This is a genomic window from Acidithiobacillus sp. TH-A117 (assembly GCF_057473465.1).
In genome coordinates this window covers 89,715-111,123 of the sequence record NZ_JBYCKQ010000011.1, presented here as the reverse complement: position 1 = coordinate 111,123, position 21,409 = coordinate 89,715, and the positions used below count along the sequence as shown (strand labels likewise).

The 21,409-nt window shown below is 53.5% G+C and carries 20 protein-coding genes, 1 pseudogene and 1 riboswitch; of the genes and pseudogenes, 8 read left to right on the top strand and 13 right to left on the bottom strand.

Features of this window, described 5'->3' with window-relative positions; genetic code table 11:
• The first annotated feature begins 11 nt into the window (after positions 1-11).
• From AC2VLR_RS02400 to AC2VLR_RS02385, 4 genes are all read left to right on the top strand, one after another.
• Complete coding sequence (locus tag AC2VLR_RS02400) at positions 12-242, top strand: sulfurtransferase TusA family protein (RefSeq protein WP_010637198.1); 231 nt, start codon at positions 12-14, stop codon at positions 240-242.
• A gap of 38 nt (positions 243-280) precedes the next feature.
• On the top strand, positions 281-1,420 hold the full coding sequence (locus AC2VLR_RS02395) for an NAD(P)/FAD-dependent oxidoreductase (protein WP_486880700.1): 1,140 nt from the start codon (positions 281-283) through the stop codon (positions 1,418-1,420).
• Positions 1,421-1,431: 11 nt separating this feature from the next.
• Positions 1,432-2,235: a helical membrane plugin domain-containing protein gene (locus tag AC2VLR_RS02390; protein ID WP_486880699.1), complete on the top strand. Its 804-nt coding sequence runs from the start codon at positions 1,432-1,434 to the stop codon at positions 2,233-2,235.
• Between the two features lie 166 nt (positions 2,236-2,401).
• Positions 2,402-3,736 carry a hypothetical protein gene (locus tag AC2VLR_RS02385; RefSeq protein WP_486880698.1) on the top strand — a complete coding sequence of 445 codons (1,335 nt, stop codon included), beginning with the start codon at positions 2,402-2,404 and terminating at the stop codon, positions 3,734-3,736.
• A gap of 81 nt (positions 3,737-3,817) precedes the next feature.
• Here AC2VLR_RS02385 and AC2VLR_RS02380 read toward each other — a convergent pair whose 3' ends face one another.
• The 12 genes and pseudogenes from AC2VLR_RS02380 to AC2VLR_RS02325 all read right to left on the bottom strand — a co-directional run bounded on the left by AC2VLR_RS02380 (position 3,818) and on the right by AC2VLR_RS02325 (position 14,107).
• The gene (locus tag AC2VLR_RS02380) at positions 3,818-4,405 is read right to left on the bottom strand and encodes a GPR1/FUN34/YaaH family transporter (RefSeq protein ID WP_486880697.1); all 588 of its coding nucleotides are present in this window, start codon (positions 4,403-4,405) and stop codon (positions 3,818-3,820) included.
• A 325-nt stretch (positions 4,406-4,730) separates the two neighbouring features.
• Positions 4,731-5,021, bottom strand: a complete 291-nt coding sequence (locus AC2VLR_RS02375) for an iron oxidase (RefSeq protein WP_215843125.1) — start codon at positions 5,019-5,021, stop codon at positions 4,731-4,733.
• Positions 5,022-5,177: 156 nt separating this feature from the next.
• Entirely contained in the window at positions 5,178-5,696 is a 519-nt protein-coding gene (locus AC2VLR_RS02370) for a YiiX/YebB-like N1pC/P60 family cysteine hydrolase (protein ID WP_486880696.1), read from the bottom strand.
• A complete protein-coding gene (locus tag AC2VLR_RS02365; RefSeq protein WP_486880695.1) occupies positions 5,675-6,148 on the bottom strand; it encodes a hypothetical protein in 474 nt (157 codons plus the stop codon). The genes AC2VLR_RS02370 and AC2VLR_RS02365 overlap by 22 nt, the downstream gene beginning before the upstream one ends.
• Before the next feature lie 54 nt (positions 6,149-6,202).
• Positions 6,203-6,736 carry an OmpA family protein gene (locus AC2VLR_RS02360; RefSeq protein ID WP_486880694.1) on the bottom strand — a complete coding sequence of 178 codons (534 nt, stop codon included), beginning with the start codon at positions 6,734-6,736 and terminating at the stop codon, positions 6,203-6,205.
• Positions 6,737-6,901: 165 nt separating this feature from the next.
• The gene (locus tag AC2VLR_RS02355) at positions 6,902-7,375 is read right to left on the bottom strand and encodes a group I truncated hemoglobin (protein WP_486880693.1); all 474 of its coding nucleotides are present in this window, start codon (positions 7,373-7,375) and stop codon (positions 6,902-6,904) included.
• A 24-nt stretch (positions 7,376-7,399) separates the two neighbouring features.
• Complete coding sequence (locus tag AC2VLR_RS02350) at positions 7,400-8,491, bottom strand: DUF3034 family protein (RefSeq protein WP_486880692.1); 1,092 nt, start codon at positions 8,489-8,491, stop codon at positions 7,400-7,402.
• Positions 8,492-8,817: 326 nt separating this feature from the next.
• Positions 8,818-9,690, bottom strand: coding sequence for a phosphoribulokinase (locus AC2VLR_RS02345; protein WP_486880691.1), 873 nt, complete (start codon positions 9,688-9,690; stop codon positions 8,818-8,820).
• A 147-nt stretch (positions 9,691-9,837) separates the two neighbouring features.
• Positions 9,838-10,656, bottom strand: a complete 819-nt coding sequence (gene metF / locus AC2VLR_RS02340) for a methylenetetrahydrofolate reductase [NAD(P)H] (protein WP_486880690.1) — start codon at positions 10,654-10,656, stop codon at positions 9,838-9,840.
• Positions 10,656-12,062 (bottom strand): adenosylhomocysteinase, encoded by a 1,407-nt coding sequence (ahcY, locus tag AC2VLR_RS02335; RefSeq protein WP_486880689.1) that lies wholly within the window; start codon positions 12,060-12,062, stop codon positions 10,656-10,658. The genes metF and ahcY overlap by 1 nt, the downstream gene beginning before the upstream one ends.
• Before the next feature lie 21 nt (positions 12,063-12,083).
• Positions 12,084-12,168, bottom strand: a riboswitch (S-adenosyl-L-homocysteine riboswitch).
• 38 nt (positions 12,169-12,206) lie between these two features.
• A pseudogene (gene metK / locus AC2VLR_RS02330) lies at positions 12,207-13,375 on the bottom strand (methionine adenosyltransferase).
• Positions 13,376-13,492: 117 nt separating this feature from the next.
• A complete protein-coding gene (locus tag AC2VLR_RS02325) occupies positions 13,493-14,107 on the bottom strand; it encodes an outer membrane beta-barrel protein (protein WP_486880688.1) in 615 nt (204 codons plus the stop codon).
• A gap of 122 nt (positions 14,108-14,229) precedes the next feature.
• Here AC2VLR_RS02325 and AC2VLR_RS02320 point away from each other — a divergent pair, with 122 nt between their 5' ends.
• Positions 14,230-15,171 (top strand): carbohydrate kinase family protein, encoded by a 942-nt coding sequence (locus AC2VLR_RS02320; protein WP_486880687.1) that lies wholly within the window; start codon positions 14,230-14,232, stop codon positions 15,169-15,171.
• 10 nt (positions 15,172-15,181) lie between these two features.
• Here AC2VLR_RS02320 and AC2VLR_RS02315 read toward each other — a convergent pair whose 3' ends face one another.
• Positions 15,182-15,568: a rhodanese-like domain-containing protein gene (locus tag AC2VLR_RS02315; protein WP_215843136.1), complete on the bottom strand. Its 387-nt coding sequence runs from the start codon at positions 15,566-15,568 to the stop codon at positions 15,182-15,184.
• 223 nt (positions 15,569-15,791) lie between these two features.
• Between AC2VLR_RS02315 and AC2VLR_RS02310 the strand changes: the two genes are divergently transcribed.
• The 3 genes from AC2VLR_RS02310 to AC2VLR_RS02300 all read left to right on the top strand — a co-directional run bounded on the left by AC2VLR_RS02310 (position 15,792) and on the right by AC2VLR_RS02300 (position 21,363).
• Positions 15,792-18,278 (top strand): glycogen/starch/alpha-glucan phosphorylase, encoded by a 2,487-nt coding sequence (locus AC2VLR_RS02310; RefSeq protein WP_486880686.1) that lies wholly within the window; start codon positions 15,792-15,794, stop codon positions 18,276-18,278.
• A gap of 64 nt (positions 18,279-18,342) precedes the next feature.
• On the top strand, positions 18,343-19,872 hold the full coding sequence (gene gpmI, locus AC2VLR_RS02305; protein ID WP_486880685.1) for a 2,3-bisphosphoglycerate-independent phosphoglycerate mutase: 1,530 nt from the start codon (positions 18,343-18,345) through the stop codon (positions 19,870-19,872).
• A complete protein-coding gene (locus AC2VLR_RS02300) occupies positions 19,873-21,363 on the top strand; it encodes a murein hydrolase activator EnvC family protein (RefSeq protein ID WP_486880684.1) in 1,491 nt (496 codons plus the stop codon).
• Positions 21,364-21,409: the final 46 nt, after the last annotated feature.

The window sequence follows — 21,409 nt, the reverse complement described above, 5'->3', positions numbered from 1 at the left end:
AGGAGTAGCACATGAGTGAACGTGTCGTAGATGCCCGGGGCAGCTTTTGTCCGGGTCCACTGATGGAACTGATTTCCAACATGAAAATGATGCAGGTGGGGGACACCCTGGAACTTTTATCTACCGATGCCGGCTCTGCAGCGGACGTTCCGGAGTGGATCAAAAAGGTCGGGCACGAAATGGTAGACACCGAACAGGACGGCGAAGGGACCTGGCATATCCGGGTTCGCAAGGCCAAGTAAGCTATTCACAGGGTCAAACACCCAAGGAGAGTGACATCATGAGAATTCTGGTTGTAGGTGGCGGTATGGGCGGTACCATTTTCGCGAATCATCTGGCCCGACGCATTCACCATGAAATGAAAACCGGCAAGGCGCGCATCACCATGTTGTCGGCCAGTCATGAGCATGTGTACCAGCCGGGCTGGCTCTATGTAGCCATGGGCCGCGCCACCCCCGACGAACTGGTCCGGGAGCAGCAAAGCCTGCTGGAACCGGGTATTGAATTTCATGTAGACCCCGTCGAAGAATTTCATCTGGCCGAGAATCACGTCAAATGCAAAAGCGGCAAGGTCCACGAATATGATCTGATTGTCATTTCGACCGGATCGCGGCCTTTGCCCGAAAAAATCCCCGGCCTCAAGGAAAATTCCATCAACTGCTATACCGCCGACGATGCCGTGGAATTCTTCAAGCAACTGTCGGACTTCAAGGGGGGACGCATTGTGGTGACCGTGGGCCTGCCTCACAAGTGTCCGATGATTCCGCTGGAAATCACCTTTGCCATGCACGACTTCATCAAGGATCGCGGTCTGCTGGACAAGACGGAGTTCTACTACACCTACCCCATCGGTCGGGTGCACAGTCTGGAGAATGTCGCCAAGTGGGCTGCACCGGAATTTGACCGGATGGGCATCAAGTACGAAACCCTTTTCAATATGAAGGAAGTGGACGGCAAAAACGCCGAAGTGCTGAGTGAAGAAGGCGGCGCCGTCAAATATGATCTGCTGGTAGCCGTACCTCCCCACAAGGGTCAGGAGGTCATCGAGAAAAATGGCCTGGGCGAAAATGGCTGGATTCCTACCAATCGTTCTTCTCTGCACATGGAAGGCGAACACGGCAAGAATGTTCTGGTTCTCGGCGATACCACCAATCTACCCATCAGCAAGGCGGGTTCCACCGCGCACTTTGAGGCAGAAACGGCTGCCGAGAATGTGGCGGCAGTCATCAAAATGGGGCGGCCGGTGAAAAGCTACGATGGCAAGGTGTTCTGCTTCATTGAGGCGGGCAAGGATCGGGCGACTTATGCCATGTTCGATTACAAGAACCCACCTCAGCCCAAGGCGCCCACCGGTGCCGTCCATGCCTTCAAGATGTCTTATAACAAACTCTACTGGGCCACTGCCCGTGGTTTACTCTGAGGAGGTGACGTATGGCTGCGGTCATGGCAGAAACTTCTCAGGATGAACTGCAACGTGCCCAGGATGCCTTGGTGCATCTGGTGCAAAACGGGGATCTGGAGCGCATTGTCCACTTGGCCCGACTGAGTGGAGCAGCAGCGGACTCCATGAGTGATGAAATGGTAGGTCGTCTGGCCGGTCTGGCCAGCGATGGTTTGGATCTGGTGGATCAGGTGACCCGCAGTCAGGTAGCGCGGGCCCTACCGGCCATCAGCTCTCTGGTGGAAAACGGGGATCTGGAGCGGATTGTGCAATTGGCCCGTCTCAGTGGTGCCGCTGCCGATTCCATGAGTGATGAAATGGTTGGGCGTCTGGCGGGTCTGGCCAGTGATGGCATGGACTTGCTGGATCGGGTGAATCGCAGTCAGGTGGTCAATGCCCTGCCGGCCATCTCGGCACTGGTTGAGAACGGGGATCTGGAGCGCATAGTGCATCTGGCGCGTATGGCCGGAGCGGCCGGTGACTCCATGAGTGATGAAATGGTGTCCCGTCTCGCTTCTCTGGCCACTGATGCCATGTGTCTCCTGGACCGGGCAACACGAACCGGGGTCATGGACCGGCTGCTCGGCGTCGCTGAGAAAATGGACCAGGATCATATTCTCACCGATTTCCTGCACTGCCTCAGTGGTGCCACCGAAGAGGCCGCCAGCGCTCCCGCCCCCAAGGGCGGCATTGGCGGTCTGTGGGAGATGATGAAAAAGCCCGAAACCCAGCAAACCATCCAGTTCCTCATGCTGGTCGGCAAACATTTCCGTTCCTGCCGACTCAAACACTGATAAAGCAATCTTTTTAAAGCGTTCTACTCGCCCCGCTTGCAGCCCCTGATGTTGAGGGGCTTTTTTATACAAAGAAAAGAATTTCCTGAATCAACTATAATTCAGTGTATTTGTTTGTGTTCACCAGTAAAAACGTCTTACCAGAATACAATACCAGGAGCGTAAAATGATTCATCCTGAAGCCTCTGTCCATACTGGCATCATGACCATAGAGCACGAGCCCGTCGTTTTTCACTGCAATCATTACAACCGTTTCCTGCAGCTTGCCATTGAAGACTGTCATTACATTGATTACCGCCCTATTCTGATTGATGCTGCTATTGAGGTCAGTTTTCGGCAACTACAGCATGTTTTTCGAGAAAACCCTCAATGGACCATCAGAGAACGGCTAGCTTTCGCGGAAGCCAATTATCGATTCTGCGGATTTGGTGATCTTCCACTCAGCAATCTCCCGGATATTCTGGAGCCCGAGTTCACACTCGTCGAGACACACTCTCATTATGGGGCGGCCTTAAGACTCAATTATGGGAAAAGGCGCTGGCCAGGTGAGCATTTTGATCTCGGCTATGCCATCGGTGCATTGTCCGCTGCCTATGAATTACCAATCATGGGGCATATCGGCAAAACCGCACTATCGATGGGCGCAGAGACAACCCATTTGCACCTACGTATTCGAACCGATAGCATTCCATTTCCACTGAATGTATCCGATATTGCTTCAGCTTCCCTGCCGGCAGGAGCCGATCAAGTACCGGCCCGCCATATCGGCCTGCATATCGATGAAGCGGCCATCATGGCTGCCGTGGGCACCCTGCCACTGGTAGGCGATGCGGAGGGATTGATTCCCGCTTTCGGGGTCTACCTGACCCGGCACTATGCTGATTATTACAACCTGGTTTCCTTTCGTTTTGAACACGCCCTCAAAGAAGCCCTGAGTACCCATCGCTACCTGGGAGAGATGCTCTGGTACGAGTATCCCACCCTGTTTTACTACAAGGAAAAGTTCCAGGATTTGCAGGGGCAGGCCCTCGCCAGCACCTTGCTGATTGAAGCCGGTCACATTTGCGGCTTCAACACCATGGGCGGCATCATGCGTTCTGATCCCTGGTATCAGTTGATTGTGCCGCAATTACAATGCCGGGAAGACTGGTTGTCCGGTATTATCGCCTGTATCAATGCGCTGGGTTGGGGCGTATGGCGCATTCAGGAAATCGTGCCCAACGAACGTCTGGTATTGCGGGCCTGGTACCCTTATGAATCCCTCGGTCATTTGCGTGCCTATGGAATGGCCGATCACCCCATCGATTACCTGATGACCGGAATCGGAGCATCCTTGATGAATCTGCTGTATACGGCGGACATTACCAGTAAACCCGAACTGACCCTGGAGTTTTATTACCAGGTCAATCGTTCCAAGGCGGGGTTCTGGGCGCGGCAAACCCGTTGCCTGGCCATGGGCGATCCCTATTCCGAAGTGGTTGTGGAACGCAATATTTTGTAGCACGCCACCCAAGCAGAAAGGCGGGAGCTTAACACCCCCGCCTTTCTGCAAAGAAAATCCGGCAAGTTGCAAATTTGCCTGTCAGGCCTTTTTAGGAGCGAGACTTCCTACGGGCAAAACAGCCTTACCCATAACCGGGTTAATGACATGGACTGCGGCAAGATAAAACCCGATGACCGCCACAATCATAAACAATAAACCGGCAATGTGAGATATAGAAATAGCCATCAGTATAAATGCAGCACAGAGAATACCAAACAGCAAGACCAAGCCAATATTGGCACGCGAAGATGCTACGAAGATTATGAATGTAATCAGAGCCATCAACCAGAACCAAACTTCCAGAACCTGTGGAGCACTTTTCATACTTACGGCCAGACCACCGCTGATTGCAGCAATAGCAAATGCCAGAAAAAATGATCCATAGGTAAAGAAAACCGTAGCAATATAAGAATTAGGCATTTGATAAGTGAAACCACCCGCCACAAACATCTCAACAGCTCCAAATGCAAAGCTCAAAGCCAACAAAGTACCTAATCCAGCAAGCGGCACGATTCCATAAAATACAGCGCCCACGATAAACAAGGGAACAGCAAAGCCAAACAACCCAATAGCAATCGGATCTTTCATAATTATAACCTCCAAAGTGGTACACAGATCACCTGTCATTATTTACTCCAGGCATCTCAAAATTGGAGGCAATAATAGTGCCACTATTATTTTTTCACCTCACCACTATAATCAGATATCGCAACAAACTATTAAATTATAAATTAGTTAAATAAATCAATTATTAATTAACTGGTTTTAATGAATTTTTTATTGCCTAAACAGACAAAAATTATATTCACAGCATAATCGCTCTATGAAATGTCATACGAACGCCTGACTACCGTTAATTTCCGTTAGAAAATAACAACAACGCCATGACATGCCATGACGGCATGTCATGTGTTAGAGTTACCAACCATTGATTGAAGAGACTGATCTGGATTTACCCGGAAATGGGCGTGTAGGCAAAACAGTAACCATGGGGGCTGATCTTTCCAGCGACCACTTTGCAGGTACCATCGACTTTAGGGGATGCTCCGGGTACAAAATGCATACAGTTACTGCACATATCTTTCCCGCTGGGATGATCTTGATAACTCACGGAGCTTTTACTTTGCAAACTATCCGCAGTTCCCGCATGGGCCATTGAGGAAAACACCAAAGGCGCGACAGCAACAGTGGCGGCTATTTTTCCGGTGGATTTCAACCATTCACGACGATTCATGGATTTCATAAAGCATTCTCCTAGGTAATAAACATAGAGGCTTTGCAGGCCCATTAGGGTATACGGAAAATCTGTCCGGATAGATGCAAAAAATTGCTGCGAGAAACAACTGACAATGGGTGTTTAAACAAAAACAGCCCCGCTAAGCCGATATTTTAGATGAAATCACTCATTACCTAGGGCAGCAAGATGATGGAATACCGGTTTCATGCCAATCAAATCACGCGGAAAAATCACTTTTCTCTTGCCGACAAGGGGGATAGATAAACTGCAGAGTTCAGTCGAGAGCAGGTTGATGTGAATCTGCAAAAAAGCCTTGTAGACAAACTCCGTACAATACAATGTACGGTCATCCTCCAGGTCATAGAGATCATCAAAAGGAATCTGCGCTTTTACTTGTTGCTGACACCAGCGAAACAGGTTTTGACACTGAGGTTCCACGAGGGAGATTGGCACATATCCCACGCTCACTGCCCGTTCTGCTGCAGAAAATTCTGTCAATCTTCCCACCCGCACACCTCCATGGGTACGTTCCGTTGACGGCACACTTTCAAATAAAGTACCGCCGACCATGAGCCCCACATGCGTCCAGGGCCCACGGTCCTTGAGGCGCACCAGACGCGCCTCCACTCCCAGCCCCTCGCGAACCAGAAGGTAGGCGGTCAGTCCACACTCACGAACCATTTTCCATCCCGTCGCAGCATTTGCAGGGTCGTATCTCGTGGGGCCCCTTTTTTAGGAATCAACTGAATAACAATCGTCGCATGCTCTACGCCATTGACCAATGTATGCTCATTTTTGACTATCTTGGCTTCTTTCAATCCTCCATCAGCTTGCAGACGTTGATATGTAGCCATCACATAGCCATTGACCTTCGCTTCTTCAAGACGCAGCGCATAAGGCTGTGCGGGTTTATTGATTTCCGGTCCCCAATAAACCAGCTTGTCGACTTGCTGAATATCTCCTTTCGCCATGCCATGCACAAAATGCATGGCTACATTTTCCGGACCCGAACTGTTGAACAGTCCACAGGCAGCAATACCTGCCGTCATGCCTGCCAAGGTGATGAATTTCAGGATGCTCCGCACGCTATATTTCTCCTTCAGCCATATTTTCAACCCAAAAACAACAGGCAATACCTGAAGCCGTATTGCCTGTATCAGTCTCCTGAACTTTAATGGAACAGCATATTATTGTACGGTTTTGCGTACCTTGATACTGGAATTGATTTCTACGCGTTGATTCAGGAAACGGCCCTTGGCGGTGGCATTGCTGGCCACTGGATCCAGATAGGAATGTCCTTTGGTTACGATCCGCGCGGCATTTACCCCGTGGGCTTCCAGATAACCAGCAACACTTTGTGCCCGTTGCTCGGACAGTTTCTGATTATAGGCAAAACTACCGGTTTTACTGCAGTAACCATTCACATCCAGCACCGCATCCGCATGTTTGTGCGCAAAATCAGCTACCTGATCCAATACCGCAATATCGTGACTGATCAGTTGGGAAGAATTGGTCTGAAAATTGATTCCGGTGATGGTAATGGGTTTGCTTTCCAGAACCGTATGTTGAACGGGCGCAATCGGTGCCGGAGCAGGTTTGGCTGCGGGGGCCGCCGGGGCTGCCGGCGGCATGCCCGGTGCACAGGCAAAAGGATTGGTGCCACACCCGGCGGCAGCCAATACAACCGCTACAGCCAGGGTTTGTTGGTATATTTTTTTCATAATACGTCTCCTTAGTAGCTACTTTTTGGGCAGATGAACTGCATTTACAACAACGGATACCGGCTTTCATAAAATAGGCCCCATCCGGGATGGAGCCTGAAGTTCCCGATTTTGCTAGCGGGAGGAGGAGACTACAATTAACATTTTTATCGAGTCATCCGCTGGTCAACCCAAGGGGCCGTTGGCGGTCACAATTTGCGGTTCCATGGAAGCCAGGATGGCAATCAGGTAATTCTGGGCAGCCATGGGAATCTTGCGGGTTTGCATGGCATCCATCATGTCCTGGGCCAGATAGTTGAATGCAGCGGTGGTCACACCCATACCTTCATGGGCCTTACGCATGCTCAGTCCGGTGTACTTGCAGGGACCACCCACGGCCATACACACCTGTTGCACCAACTCATATTTGAGATGAGGAATATTCGTATGGGCAAAGTAGTAATTGATGTGCGGATCGGCAGCCACGTTACCGACAAAGGTATTGATGAGCGCCGTGATACCCGCTTTACCGCCATACTGGGCATAATAATCCTGCGCCGATGCCGTCGAAATCCCCATCAGGGAAACTGCCGTCAAACCTGCTGCCAGGGCAACACCCTTACTGATAGCCGACAGACGGGAAGAAGTACGTGCAAACATATTAAACTCCTCGTATAGGTAAGATCAGAAGCTGGTGGTCAGAGACAGATATAAACCGTTCTGGCTTTTCATGGTCGCGATAGTCCCCAAATCCACATAAGCGGCTGTCAGCGAAAGTTGCTTATAGGGGAACCAGGCTACATACACGTCTTTCCAGGCACTGGTTTTGGAAACCGCATCCGCCAAAGGGGCCAAAGAGGATGTCTTGGATGCAATCAACTGATTCTGCGGCATATCCCGATATTCCGCACCTAACACTACATGGCGATTCAGGAAAACCCCTACAGATGCCGCAGGCAGTACCTTATAGCCCATGCCTGTAGGACCGCCGAAGCCCAGCAAACCTTGCTGATTGGCGTTCGTCACATCAATATTGACGTCAGCCAGTGTCGTCAACCCAAACAAGCCGTTGATCCACACCTTGGTCGCAGACAAATAATAACTGACACCATTCCGCTTCACACCCAATGTAGCCGCCAGATTTGCGGGCATTTCATTGTGATGGAAATCTACGCCAACGGATACTTGTGGTTCCCACCAATTCTGATCATAAATGATATTACCAAACAGTCTGGCCTTAAGACCCACTATATCTTGGTTCAATTCATAACTGTTACCGAAGAACGCCGGGGTTCCTGATGTGGTAAGCCCTGCCTTATCCAGAATCACAGATGCCGGTGCTGCTCTCTCGGCCGCTGTTTCAGCGCCTTTATAAGCAAAGTCATTAATCTCACTATCCAGCGTTCCACCCGTATTCCCCAACCCGAAACTCTGCCGGGCAAAAGAAATCTCAATTCGATTGAATAGTCCGACCGAGGCGCCGTAGGCATCCATATTGTAGTTGTTCAGCAATACATGAGAATAAAAGGCCGTGGCGCCAATTTGCTGATTGGTACCGTATCCAGAAATCACTGCCCAGGGGTTGATACCACCACCGGCAGCACCGTCCACTGCCGTTACGGCACCCGTACCCAGAATGCGTCCCTGCCCGAACAGGCAGGAAGACCCAATAGCGGCACTGGCAGCCACAGGGACCAAAGCCCCCAGCGCACAAGCCATAGCCACGATAACTGCTTTAGTAGCGGGTGACTTCGCAGACTTACCCATCATTTTCATACCTCCTCCTAGCCGTTAAGCGGTTCTTGAATGTCAAAAGCACTCAAAACTGTTTAAGCAAGAAAGGGGCCAGCCCGGGGACTATCTGCAAAAATAACCACAACACAGTCTATCCAGTTGTTTTTAGGCTACATTACAAACCAAGGTGTTCACTACCCATCGGGGATTCTGGCAATGGTCACCCATGACACGTCATGACATCCGCTGTCACAAGTCATGACAGATTTTTCTGATCGGACATTTTTTACAGCGAAAATCAGACATAAAAAATCCGGTATCGGCCAGGCCGATACCGGATTCACAAACTTCTTACCTTCAGTGCTGGATCAGAGGGCTTCCTGTTTTTCTTCCAGCATCTGCTCTATGCGAGGTCCGAGGATGATTTCCATGGCAAAGCCCATTTTGGTGCCAGGAATTACCAGCGTATTAGAACGCGACATGAAACTACCGGGAATCATTTGCAGCAAGGTCGGAAAATGCTCAATTTTATGATCCCGGAAACGGATGACCACCATGCTTTCATCGGGGGTCGGAATATCCCGGGCAATAAACGGATTGGAAGTATCCACCAGCGGTACGCGCTGGAAGTTGATATGTGCCCGAGAAAACTGGGGAGTAATATGATTGATATAATCGGGCATACGGCGCAGGATGGTATCTACAATGGCTTCGGCAGAATAACCCCGCTGAGCGTTATCGCGATGGATTTTCTGGATCCATTCGAGATTCACGACCGGGACCACACCTACCAGTAAATCCACATAATTCGCCACATCTACATCTTCAGTTTTGACGCCGCCATGCAGGCCTTCGTAAAAAAGCAGGTCCGTACCAGTGGGCATATCCTGCCAGGGCGTGAAGGTACCGGGCGCGCTTCCCCGCAACTCGGCTTCGACATCATCATGCACATAATAACGCATCTGTCCGTGGCCGGTTTCACCATAGCTGCGGAAGAGCCGTTCCAGGGCCTCGAAATCATTACCTTCCGGTCCAAAATGACTGATGGTTTTTCCTTCAGCAGCCGCCTTGGCAATGGCTTCACGCATTTCCGCCCGGTTATAACGATGAAAACTATCCCCTTCAATAATGACCGGGTTCACTTTCAGACGCCGGAAAATGTCATGAAAGGCGTGCTTGACGGTGGTGGTGCCCGCTCCCGAAGAACCGGTGACCGCAACTACGGGATATTTTTTAGACATGCTGTGAACCTCATAGTGTGAAAAATACTGGCGCTGACCTACGTATTCCAAGGCCGCCTTTGGGTCAGTGTAACAAAGAAGGTAGGACGGTCAATATGAAACGCACAAAAAGCGTCCGTATTCCCCCAAAAAGCGCAGCAACTTCAATTAAAACCCGAGATTCTGCCAGATGGCAGCGGTCGCCTCATGCTGGTTCAGCGTATAAAAATGCAGGCTGGGAGCCCCCTGAGACAGTAGCGATTCACATTGTCTACTGAGCAGTTCAATACCGAACTCGGTCTGCGACTGCAGGTCATCACCACAAGCCTCCATACGCCGACGCAAATACTGGGGTAATTCGGCGCCACACATGGCCGAAAAGCGGGTAATCTGCTCAAAGTTGGTGATGGGCATGACTCCTACCACGATCGGCACATCCACGCCGCGTTTATGCAAATCTTCCTGGAGCTGCCAATAGGCGTCAGGATTATAAAAATACTGGGTGATGATGCTGTCGGCACCCGCCTGCACTTTTTCCACCAGATGTTGTAGATCATCCGGGGCAGAAACAGCGCGGGGATGGATTTCCGGATAGCCCGCCACATAAATCTCAAAACCGCCAAACTGATGAATAAAATTCACCAGATCAGCGGCATATTCAAAATGCCCGGGATTGGACATCCCTTCGGGGAGATCACCGCGCAGGGCTACAATCTTTTGAACACCCTGGGCACGGTAAGCTTCCAGGATTTCCCGAATGCCCTCTTCCGTAGAGCCAATACAGGACAGATGAGGAACCGCCTCCAGATCATATTCCTGACGAATCATGGCGACCGTGGCAAAGGTTCGCTCCCGAGTGGAACCTCCCGCGCCGTAAGTCACCGAAGCATATTCCGGCTTCAATGCTTTCAGGACGCGGATGGTTTCCCGCAGGCGTTCCTCACCTGCGGCATTTTTGGGCGGAAAAAACTCGACAGAGTGGGCCATCAGTAACGATATGCGTCGTTCTTGAAGGGACCCTGGACGTCTACGCCCAGATAATCCGCCTGAGCAGGAGTCAAGCGGGTCAGCACCCCGGCAAAACCTTCCACCATGTATCTGGCCACTTCTTCATCCAGGGTTTTCGGCAACACGGTAACCGTAATCCGGGAGGCCTTCTGATCGGCAGGCAGGTCGGCAAAACGCTCACCGTAAAGATGAATCTGGGCCAACACCTGGTCGGCAAAAGAACCATCCATGATGCGGCTGGGGTGCCCGGTGGCATTACCCAGATTGACCAGTCGCCCTTCGGACAGAAGAATCAGATAATCATCGCTGTCGGCGTTAAAGTCCTGGCCCGCCGCTGCATCGCGATAGACCTTGTGCACCTGAGCCTTGACCTCATCCCAGGCCCAGTTGGCACGCATGAAAGCCGTGTCAATTTCATTGTCAAAGTGGCCGATATTACACACCACCGCGCCCTTCTTGAGCGCCTTCAACATGCCCGCATCGCAGACATTGTAATTACCTGTGGCCGTCACCAGCAGATCGGTTTGCCCTAGCAGTTCCCGATCAATACAAGTATCGGTACCGTCATTGATGCCCTGCTTGTAGGGTGAAACCACTTCAAAACCATCCATACAGGCCTGCATGGCGCAAATAGGATCTACCTCGGTGACTCGCACAATCATCCCTTCCTGACGCAAGGAAGCGGCCGACCCCTTGCCCACATCTCCATAGCCCAGTACCAGGGCGCGTTTACCCGACAACAAGTGGTCGGTAGCGCGTTTGATGGCATCATTGAGGGAGTGACGACAGCCGTACTTATTGTCATTTTTACTTTTGGTCACCGAGTCATTGACGTTGATGGCCGGCACCTTGAGCTTGCCTTCCTTGGCCATTTCCCAGAGGCGGTGGACACCCGTGGTGGTCTCCTCGGAAACCCCGTGAATTTTTTCGAGCAGCTCGGGATATTTCTCGTGGAGCAAGCCGGTCAGGTCGCCACCGTCATCGAGAATCATGTTGGGCCGCCAGGCATCAGGGCCGGTAATGGTCTGTTCCACGCACCACCAGTATTCCTCCTCACTTTCGCCCTTCCAGGCAAAAACCGGAATGCCGGCGGCGGCTATCGCTGCAGCTGCCTGGTCCTGGGTGGAGAAAATATTGCAGGACGACCAGCGCACTTCGGCGCCCAATGCTACCAGGGTTTCGATGAGCACCGCCGTTTGTATGGTCATGTGGATGCATCCGGCAATACGCGCACCTTTGAGTGGCTGTTGCGCCTGATACTTGCGGCGAATGGCCATCAGGGCCGGCATTTCGGTTTCAGCAATGCGGACTTCCTTACGTCCCCAGGCGGCCAGGGACATATCCGCTACTTTGTAATCTTCAGCAGTTTTCAGCACAGCATTCATGCAGGTCATTTCCTTTTATCATGAAAGCGAGCGCGGTTTACGGACGGAGGGCGGGTCGAGCCTGACCGCCAGAAAGATATTGGCGACTGCAGCGCTCCTCGACCCGATCTTGCAGCGGAGACTCGCTCCACACAGCAATAACTTTTACCGCAATCCGGCAGCATCCCGCAAGGCCGCAGCCTTATCCGTACGCTCCCAGGTAAATTCCGGTTCTTCACGACCGAAATGTCCATAAGCAGCGGTTTTTCCATAAATCGGGCGCAGCAGATCGAGCATCTGAATAATACCCTTGGGGCGCAGGTCAAAATGTTCACGCACCAGAGCAGCTATGCGGTCATCATCAATTTTGCCGGTACCAAAGGTGTCCACCATCAGGCTGACGGGCTGGGACACACCGATGGCATAAGCTACCTGCACTTCACAACGGCGGGCCAGACCGGCAGCGACAATATTTTTGGCCACGTAACGGCCGGCATAGGAAGAGGAGCGATCGACCTTGGAAGGATCTTTCCCGGAAAAGGCACCGCCGCCATGACTTCCCTGACCACCGTAGGTATCGACAATGATTTTCCGACCGGTAAGACCACAATCGCCTACCGGGCCGCCAATCACAAAGCGGCCGGTGGGATTGATCAGGTACTTGGTATCCTTGTGCAGCATTTCCGGAGGCAATACCGGCTTGATGATGTCTTCCCGCACGGCTTCGACCAGATCGGCATGGGAAATGTCCGGGCTGTGCTGGGTGGAAAGCACGACCGCATCAATCGCTACCGGACGGCCATCTCGTAACGCACTGTAACCTGACTTTTGGCGTCGGGACGCAACCAGGGCAGGCGGCCATCCTTGCGCACCAGGGCCTGTCGCTCGGTAAGACGATGGGCAAAATAAATGGGGGTAGGCATCAGCACATCGGTTTCATCACAGGCGAAGCCGAACATCAAGCCCTGGTCGCCAGCCCCCTGATCCAGATCGAGGCCAGCGCCTTCATCCACGCCTTGGGCAATATCTGGAGACTGCTTATCGAGGGTCTGGACCACAGCACAGGAAGCCCAGTCAAAACCCATTTCCGATGAATCATAGCCGATGCGGCGGACAGTCTGCCGGGCCACGTCGGCATAATCGACGGTGGCACTTGTGGTAATTTCGCCAGCCAGCACGATCAATCCAGTGGTGATCAGGGTTTCTGCGGCAACCCGACCACGGGGATCCTGAGCGAGAATGGCATCAAGGATGGCATCGGAAATCTGGTCTGCGACCTTGTCGGGATGACCTTCGGAAACAGATTCAGAAGTAAAAAGATGGCTTTTGGACATGCGTTCAGGCTCCTTGCTGGCGTGGCCGATGAGTCGGGGACAGACCGCACTATAGCAAAGGATATGCTGACAAGCGAAGTGAAAGACACTCACTCCACAGACAAAAACGACTCAAGCTCAGGGTCGGGAGGGGCCTATGACCGGGAAAGGCGCTTTTTTGCTGCCACCCCAAAAATAGGAAATGCCGCCCGTGACCTGGATATTATTAAGATTGGCAGCGTTAGGCGTCGGGCTATCGAACAGAAGCTGATCCTGGACATCCAGACGCAGGCCAATGTGATCACTCAAAGAATATTGATACCCCAGACCGAAAACCCCCATCAGCGAGGTCCCGCGCCCCAGATCCTGATTGAACAGGTTGCTGGAAGCCCCGAGACCCAGAGAGAGATAGGGGGTGTTGGGGCTATTGAAAGCATAGACATTGCCCAGCAGCGCGCCACTGAACTGATTCGCGTCGGTAGTCCCGGAATGTGGAGCAATATTCTGTAAATGGGCAAAGGCGGCAGCCACTTGCGCCTCCACACCCAGATGTCCATCCAGACGCTGCCCCAGGCGCAAGCCCAGCACTGGACCGCTGTCATGCTGAGCAAGACCGCTGGCACTGCTGAAAAACGTATTCCCGCCAAACAGGTTCACATAGGTCTGGTCATGGGCAGCCGGTTCCGCAGCTCCTGCCGGAACGGCAAGAGCCAGCATCGCAAGCGCCAGCAAAGTACCCAGAACCCTGATCATGACCAGCCCCACCTCGGACAGAACAACACAATTCTCAAAAACCTGTTATGATAATAGTCTGTTTTCAGCAAAAATACCACATCTAACCCAGCAATTTGATAAAAATCCAACAAGGAGTTGTCATGTCCACATTGATCTGCGGATCACTGGCCTTTGATACCATCATGGTGTTTCAGGATCGTTTCAAGGCCCACATCCTCCCGGAACAGGTACACATGCTGAATGTGTCCTTTACGGTACCCGAGATGCGTCGAGACTTTGGCGGTTGCGCGGGGAACATTGCCTACAACCTCAAACTCCTGGGCGGCAATCCCATCATTGCGGGCACCGCCGGACAGGACTTCACGCCCTACCTGGAGCACCTTAAAAAACAAGGCCTGGACACCAGCCTGATTCGTATTCTCCCGGATCATTATACCGCCCAGGCCTTCATCACCACCGATCTGGATGACAACCAGATCACCGCCTTTCATCCCGGAGCCATGTTCATGGCCCAGGAAAATCATCTGGAAGGTCATATCCCCGCTGACACTCATTGGGCCATTGTCTCTCCCGATGGCTTGGGCGCCATGATCCAGCATCTGGAAGATCTCACCCGCGCCGGGATCCCTACCCTCTTTGATCCCGGTCAGGGCCTACCCCTTTTTGATGCCCAAACCCTGACCCGGCTGATCGACCTCGCCGATTACCTGACCGTCAACGACTACGAGTATCAGATGGTGCAGGCGCGCACCGGTCTCAAGCCGGATGAACTGAAACAGCGCCTGAAAGCCTTGATTGTGACCAAGGGTGATCAGGGTTCCGTGATTTACCATGATGGCCAGGAAATCCAGATTCCGGCCGCCAAACCCAAGGCGGTCATCGACCCGACGGGCTGTGGTGATGCCTATCGGGCCGGATTGCTGTATGGCCTGGAGCGCGGACGGGACTGGGAAACCTGCGGGAAAATTGCCTCCCTGATGGGCGCCTACAAAATCGAAACAGCCGGCACCCAGAATCATCGCTTTACCTGGACAGAATTTCAGGCGCGCTATCAGGAAAATTTCGGCAGCAAACTCGATTGATCAGGCGCTTTCAGGTCACGATGGGCTTGTCTTCCGCATCCCAGACGTTTATCCCTCCGCCTAGATTGTAAACCTCGTTAAAGCCCATTTCCTGCAGAGTGACAGCAGATAGCGCCGAGCGCGTTCCGCTGTCACAGTACAACACCACCACCTGATCCCGGGCCTGGGAAAGCACCGGATGACAATGACCGTAGTCCGGGTCCGCCAATGCCTCCAGATAACCCCGGGGGACATGAATAGCCTCGGGCAGATGTCCCTCGATAAAAGCGTGAGCCTCGCGCACATCCACAAGGACAATATCATCCCGGGTCCGTAACCAGTCTTCCAGAGTGTCCACGTCAATTTCGCGAATCTGACTCCGCGCATGACGTATAAAATCCGCCAGTGATTTCGCCATAACTCCTCCATCATGTTCCGTTCATGAGCACCCTCACAACCGTGCCGGTACCCGGGTTCCGAGTTTATCACCGCTCCTCGGCCGCTGACACGCACGACCCGGCAGTCATCCCAAAACACACCGTTTTTACTGAAAAAATCAAGAAATAATAATCTCTTTCCTTTGCCCATAATATTATTCTATGATGAAAGCACTCACCGTCGTCTTTAAGAGGAGCCTCACCATGCCTGCCAGACGTTCCCGCAAAAATGCCTGTGAATTACCCCCTCTCGGAATGGACGAAACCAGCCTGTGTTCTGATACCCGCCACTACCTTTTACACACCCTGGGCGCCGAAGAGGAACACGCCTCAAAAAACACTATCTACACAGCGCTTTCCATGAGTTTGCGTGACCGCTTGGTAGAGCGCTGGAAAAAAACACAAAAAAAAGTAACTGAAGAAAAAGGCAAGCGTACCTTTTACCTGTCCCTGGAATTTCTGCTCGGTCGTACCATGGGTAACACCCTGCTCAACCTTGGCCTGGAAGAAGCGGCCGAGAAGGCCATTGCACAGGAACATCGCACCCTCACGGACATCATTGAGGCGGAACCAGATGCCGGCCTCGGCAATGGCGGCCTCGGCCGACTGGCGGCCTGCTTTCTGGACAGTTGTGCTTCCCTCGGCCTGCCCGTCACCGGCTACGGCATTCGCTACAGTTACGGCATGTTCCGTCAGGAAGTCCGGGGCGGCGAACAGGTGGAAGAACCTGATCACTGGCTGAAAAATGGTTATCCCTGGGAACTGAAACGCCCGGAACGGGTGCGGCATATTCATTTTTTCGGGCGCAGCGATGTCTATACCGACGCCCGGGGCAAATTACAGCATCGCTGGGTCGATACCCACGATGTACTTGCCGTTCCCTATGACATTCCCATCCCCGGTTATCGCAATGAGGTCGTCAATACCCTGCGTCTGTGGCGCGCGGCTTCCACCGACATTTTCGATCTCGGCGAATTCAATGCAGGGGCCTATCCTGAAGCAGTCGCGGCCAAAAATAATGCCGAGCATATCAGCATGGTGCTTTACCCCAATGACAGCAGCGAGAACGGTAAGGAACTGCGCCTGCGTCAGCAGTACTTCCTGGCCTCTGCCAGTCTTCAGGATGTAGTTGCCGACTGGGTCGCCATCCACGGTGAGGATTTCCATCACTTCGCCAAACACCATTGCTTTCAGCTCAACGACACTCACCCGAGTTGTGCGGTACCGGAACTGATGCGCCTGCTGATGGACGAACATGGTCTGGACTGGGACAGCGCCTGGAACATCACCAGCCATACCATGGCCTATACCAACCATACCCTCCTTCCCGAAGCCCTGGAGCGCTGGCCGGTACGCCTGTTTCGATTGCTGCTGCCGCGCCTGCTGGAAATCATTTTTGAGATCAACGGCCGTTTCCTCCAGGAAGTCGCCCGCAAGGCACCCGGCGATACCGCCCTGCTGCAGCGCCTGTCCATCATTGAAGAAGGCGGCGAACAGATGGTACGCATGGCGCACCTGGCTGTGGTCGGCAGCTTCTCCATCAACGGCGTTGCTGCACTGCACACTGAGTTACTCTGTGAGGAATTGTTTGCCGATTTTCATCGCCTCTGGCCCAAAAAGTTCAACAACAAAACCAATGGCGTCACCCCGCGCCGCTGGTTGCAATGGGCCAATCCCGCCCTGCGGGAGCTGCTGACCGAGCACATTGGTCCCGAATGGAAAAACGATCTGGATCATCTGCAGAAGCTCGCTCCCTTTGCCGAAGACCCGGCATTCCGCAAACGCTGGGATAGCGTTCGCCAAATCAACAAGGAACGCCTGGCCCGCCTGGTGCAGGAACATACCGGTGTGCAATTCATTCCGGGCGCCATCGTCGACACCCAGGTCAAACGTATTCACGAATACAAGCGCCAACTCCTGAATGCCCTCCACGTCATCCATCTTTACGACCGCATCAAACGCGGAGAAAGCGCTGAGGTCACCCCCCGCAATGTGCTTTTTGCAGGCAAAGCCGCGCCGGGTTATTTCATGGCCAAGCGCATCATCAAGCTCATCAACAACATCGCCAACGTCGTCAATCATGATACGGATACGGCCGATCGTCTGCGGGTCTGCTTTCTGCCCGACTACCGGGTTTCCCTCATGGAAAAAATCTGTGCGGCCACGGATTTATCCGAGCAGATATCGACGGCGGGCAAGGAAGCCTCCGGAACCGGCAACATGAAGTTCATGATGAACGGTGCCCTGACCATCGGGACTCTGGATGGCGCCAACATCGAAATTCGCGAAGCAGTCGGCCCCGAACATTTTTTCCTCTTCGGCCTGAACGCTCAAGAAGTCAGCCAATTACGCCACCACTATCAGCCCGAAATTTATCTGCAGGCCGATCATGATCTGCAAAGAGTGATGGACCTTTTATATAGTGGCTTTTTCAATGCCTTTGAACCGGGCATTTTCGATCCCATCATTCATACTTTGAACAATCCCCATGATCCCTGGATGGTACTGGCCGATTTCACCAGTTATAAACTCAAGCAACAGGAAGCGGCGGCCCTGTGGCGGGATCAAAGCGAATGGCAGCGTCTGAGCATTCTGAATACGGCCGCCAGCGGTGTGTTTTCCAGTGATCGTACCATCCGGGAATACAATACCGAAATCTGGCACCTCCAGCCTCTGGTGATGGCCCCATGACAGAATCCGGCCAATCTGTTTTAATATACCTTGATAGTAATCATTTCCTGTACAGAGAACATTGATGGCTCATACACCGCGCCCCGTACTTCTGTTGATTCTGGATGGCTGGGGCTATCGCGAAGACCCGGAAAACAACGCCATTGCCCTGGCACATACCCCCAACTGGGATGGGTGGTGGCGTAGTCATCCCCATCAACTTCTCAATGCTTCCGGGGCCTCCGTAGGCCTGCCGGGTGGTCAGATGGGCAACAGCGAAGTCGGGCATATCAATATCGGTGCCGGGCGCGTGGTCTATCAGGAATATGAACGCATCAACCGGGGAATACTGGATGGCAGTTTTTACAAGAACAGCGCCCTCTGTGCCGCAGTAGATGCGGCCCAGGCTCAGGGTGGAGCCGTGCACATATTGGGGCTACTCTCGGCAGGTGGGGTACACTCCCATGAAGAACATCTGTTCGCTGCCCTGCGCCTGGCGCGGCAACGGGGCGCAGAGCGCGTCTATGTACACGCCTTTCTGGATGGACGGGACACCTTGCCACGCTGTGCCGCTGCCTCTCTGGAAAATCTCGATGCCCAGATCACTGCCCACGGTGGCCAACTGGCATCCCTGATCGGTCGTTTTTATGCCATGGACCGCGATCATCGCTGGGATCGGGTGCAGCAAGCCTATGATTTATTGACCATAGGGACCGGAACAGCCTACGCTACCAGTCAGGAGGCCCTGGCCGCCGCCTATGCGCGCGGTGAAAGTGATGAATTTGTCTCCCCCTCTTCGATCGGCAGCGCGCCTGCCTGCATTCAGGATCATGATGCGGTGCTGTTCATGAACTTTCGTTCGGACCGTGCCCGGCAGATAACCCGCCCCTTCATCGAGCCTGATTTTGATGGTTTTCCCCGCCAGGTCACGCCCAAACTGGCTGACTTCGTGACCCTCACCGAGTATAGCGAGCATTTTGATGTGCACGTCGCCTTCCCGCCGACCCGCCTCAAAAACACTCTGGGAGAATGGCTGGCCAAACATGGTTTACATCAGTTGCGCATTGCCGAAACGGAAAAATATGCCCATGTCACCTTCTTTATGAATGGGGGTGATGAAACTGTTTTTCCCGGCGAAGACCGCATCCTCATCCCTTCCCCCAAAGTCACCACCTATGACCTGCAACCGGAGATGAGTGTTCAGGCCCTCACCGATGCCTTGGTGGAGCAGGTGGAAAGTCGTCAATATGACGCCATCATCTGCAATATCGCCAACCCCGATATGGTGGGTCACAGTGGCAAGCTCAGCGCCGCCATTGCCGCTGTGGAAGCTGTCGATCAGAGCCTTGGCCGGATTGTCAGCGCTGTCCGTCATGTGGGAGGAGAAGTACTGATCACTGCCGATCACGGTAACGTCGAGCAGATGCTGGATACCGAAAGCGGCCAGGCGCATACCTCCCATACCTGCAACCCGGTGCCTCTCCTCTACATCGGCCGCCCCGCCGAAATCCGCCCGGGCGGTGCCCTGGAAGATCTTGCTCCCACCCTGCTGCAACTCATCGGCCTGCCTATCCCCCCGGAAATGGGTGGAAAAAATCTGGTGCAGACCCTCTAAATGACCTCGCGGCTTTTGCTTCACTCGGTGACCCTGCTGGTGATGACGGGATTACTCCCCGTGGCAGCTGAGGCCAGTTCACTTCAGGAAAAAATCCAGAATAACCGTGAAAAGCTGGAACACCTGCATGAAAATCTGGGCCAGGTTCAGGCCCATCTGAGCGCCGGACAGAAGACCCAGGCGGAGCTTCGTCAGGAAATCAAGGCGCTGGATCAAAAAATTGCCGCAACCCGCAAAAAAATGGCGGGTATTCAGGCTCAACAACAGCAGACCCAAGACAAGCTGAATACTTTGAAACAAAAAATCAGCGCGTTGCAACATGAGTTGATTCAGCAAAAAGCGATTTTGAGCAAGCAGTTGCAAGGGGCTTACATGCTTGGCGGCAGCACCCCCCTCGCCGTGTGGCTGCAAACCGAAAAACCCGGAGAACTGGGGCGAATGAGCGTTTTTTATGCCTCTCTGGCCAAGGCACGGGCTGCGCTCATTGTTAAAACTCAAAACACTGCGGCACAAATTGTTCAGACCCGCCATCAGGTAGAACAGCGCGAAGCGGGTCTGGTCAAACTCGCCGCACAAATCCAAGCCCAGGAAAACACCCTGAACCAGCAGCGCCAGCAACATGCCACTCTGGAAAATCAACTGACGGACCGGATCGCCAGGGATAAGGCTAAAATTGCCGAGTTACAGGCCAATGCCAACATACTTAATGGCCTGGTAAGTCGGCTGGTGGTCCAGTTCCGGCATCAGGAAGCGGTTGCCGAGGCCCAGCGCAAGGCAGCTGCTGAAGCGGCAGCACGGGCGGCTGCCGCCAGAGCCCGGGCAGCTGCCGCAGCACGCGCTGCTGAGCAGCGTCGACTGGCGGCTGAGCGCTTGGCAGAACAACGCGCGGCCGCACAAAAAGCCCAGGAAGAAAAGCGCGCCGAGCAGGTCCAGCGGGCGGCAGAAAATGCCGCCCCTCCGACCACGGTAGTGCATCCGCCCCAGATCAGTACCGTGCCACAAGCACCGGCTCCTGTCCCCACAGTGCCGCCAACTCCGCCGGTACCGAGCCCTGCACCAAGCCCCGCCCCCAGTGCGAGCCTGCGTCCGCCGAGCACCCCGATCATCGGTCATGGCCGCTATCCAGCCCCCGTCAACGGCCCCATTACCGCGCGCTACGGGAGCCCGCGCGTGACCGGGGGACTGGACTGGCAGGGCATTACTTTTCAGGCTGCACAAGGCACGCCGGTTCGTGCCATCGCCCCGGGCATGGTACTGTATGCCGGGCCGCTCAGAGGTTACGGACAGATTGTGATCGTCCAGATTGGTCATAGTTTGCTCAGTATTTATGGGCACCTGGGTTCTACCGATGCCCACGTCGGCGAACAAATTGCGGCGGGGCATCAGGTCGGTACGGTAGGCAGTGGCGGCGAGCTGGGCAATGACGGGCTGTACTTCGAGATCCGCAATGCCGGCCACCCCGTCAACCCCCTGGACTACATTCACAATTGATTCCGTCCTGGCCACGCCGTTTCGGAAATCGACAGCCTGCTTTCTG

Bases quoted from the DNA above. Each gene is read 5' to 3' on its own strand.
- AC2VLR_RS02350 (WP_486880692.1), bottom strand. From the start codon at position 8,491: ATGAAAATGATGGGTAAGTCTGCGAAGTCACCCGCTACTAAAGCAGTT.
- AC2VLR_RS02315 (WP_215843136.1), bottom strand. From the start codon at position 15,568: ATGGCGAAATCACTGGCGGATTTTATACGTCATGCGCGGAGTCAGATT.
- AC2VLR_RS02345 (WP_486880691.1), bottom strand. From the start codon at position 9,690: ATGTCTAAAAAATATCCCGTAGTTGCGGTCACCGGTTCTTCGGGAGCG.
- AC2VLR_RS02395 (WP_486880700.1), top strand. From the start codon at position 281: ATGAGAATTCTGGTTGTAGGTGGCGGTATGGGCGGTACCATTTTCGCG.
- AC2VLR_RS02390 (WP_486880699.1), top strand. From the start codon at position 1,432: ATGGCTGCGGTCATGGCAGAAACTTCTCAGGATGAACTGCAACGTGCC.
- AC2VLR_RS02360 (WP_486880694.1), bottom strand. From the start codon at position 6,736: ATGAAAAAAATATACCAACAAACCCTGGCTGTAGCGGTTGTATTGGCT.
- AC2VLR_RS02400 (WP_010637198.1), top strand. From the start codon at position 12: ATGAGTGAACGTGTCGTAGATGCCCGGGGCAGCTTTTGTCCGGGTCCA.
- AC2VLR_RS02385 (WP_486880698.1), top strand. From the start codon at position 2,402: ATGATTCATCCTGAAGCCTCTGTCCATACTGGCATCATGACCATAGAG.
- gpmI (WP_486880685.1), top strand. From the start codon at position 18,343: ATGGCTCATACACCGCGCCCCGTACTTCTGTTGATTCTGGATGGCTGG.
- AC2VLR_RS02370 (WP_486880696.1), bottom strand. From the start codon at position 5,696: ATGGTTCGTGAGTGTGGACTGACCGCCTACCTTCTGGTTCGCGAGGGG.
- ahcY (WP_486880689.1), bottom strand. From the start codon at position 12,062: ATGAATGCTGTGCTGAAAACTGCTGAAGATTACAAAGTAGCGGATATG.
- AC2VLR_RS02320 (WP_486880687.1), top strand. From the start codon at position 14,230: ATGTCCACATTGATCTGCGGATCACTGGCCTTTGATACCATCATGGTG.
- AC2VLR_RS02325 (WP_486880688.1), bottom strand. From the start codon at position 14,107: ATGATCAGGGTTCTGGGTACTTTGCTGGCGCTTGCGATGCTGGCTCTT.
- AC2VLR_RS02380 (WP_486880697.1), bottom strand. From the start codon at position 4,405: ATGACAGGTGATCTGTGTACCACTTTGGAGGTTATAATTATGAAAGAT.
- AC2VLR_RS02310 (WP_486880686.1), top strand. From the start codon at position 15,792: ATGCCTGCCAGACGTTCCCGCAAAAATGCCTGTGAATTACCCCCTCTC.
- AC2VLR_RS02375 (WP_215843125.1), bottom strand. From the start codon at position 5,021: ATGAAATCCATGAATCGTCGTGAATGGTTGAAATCCACCGGAAAAATA.
- AC2VLR_RS02300 (WP_486880684.1), top strand. From the start codon at position 19,873: ATGACCTCGCGGCTTTTGCTTCACTCGGTGACCCTGCTGGTGATGACG.
- metF (WP_486880690.1), bottom strand. From the start codon at position 10,656: ATGGCCCACTCTGTCGAGTTTTTTCCGCCCAAAAATGCCGCAGGTGAG.
- AC2VLR_RS02355 (WP_486880693.1), bottom strand. From the start codon at position 7,375: ATGTTTGCACGTACTTCTTCCCGTCTGTCGGCTATCAGTAAGGGTGTT.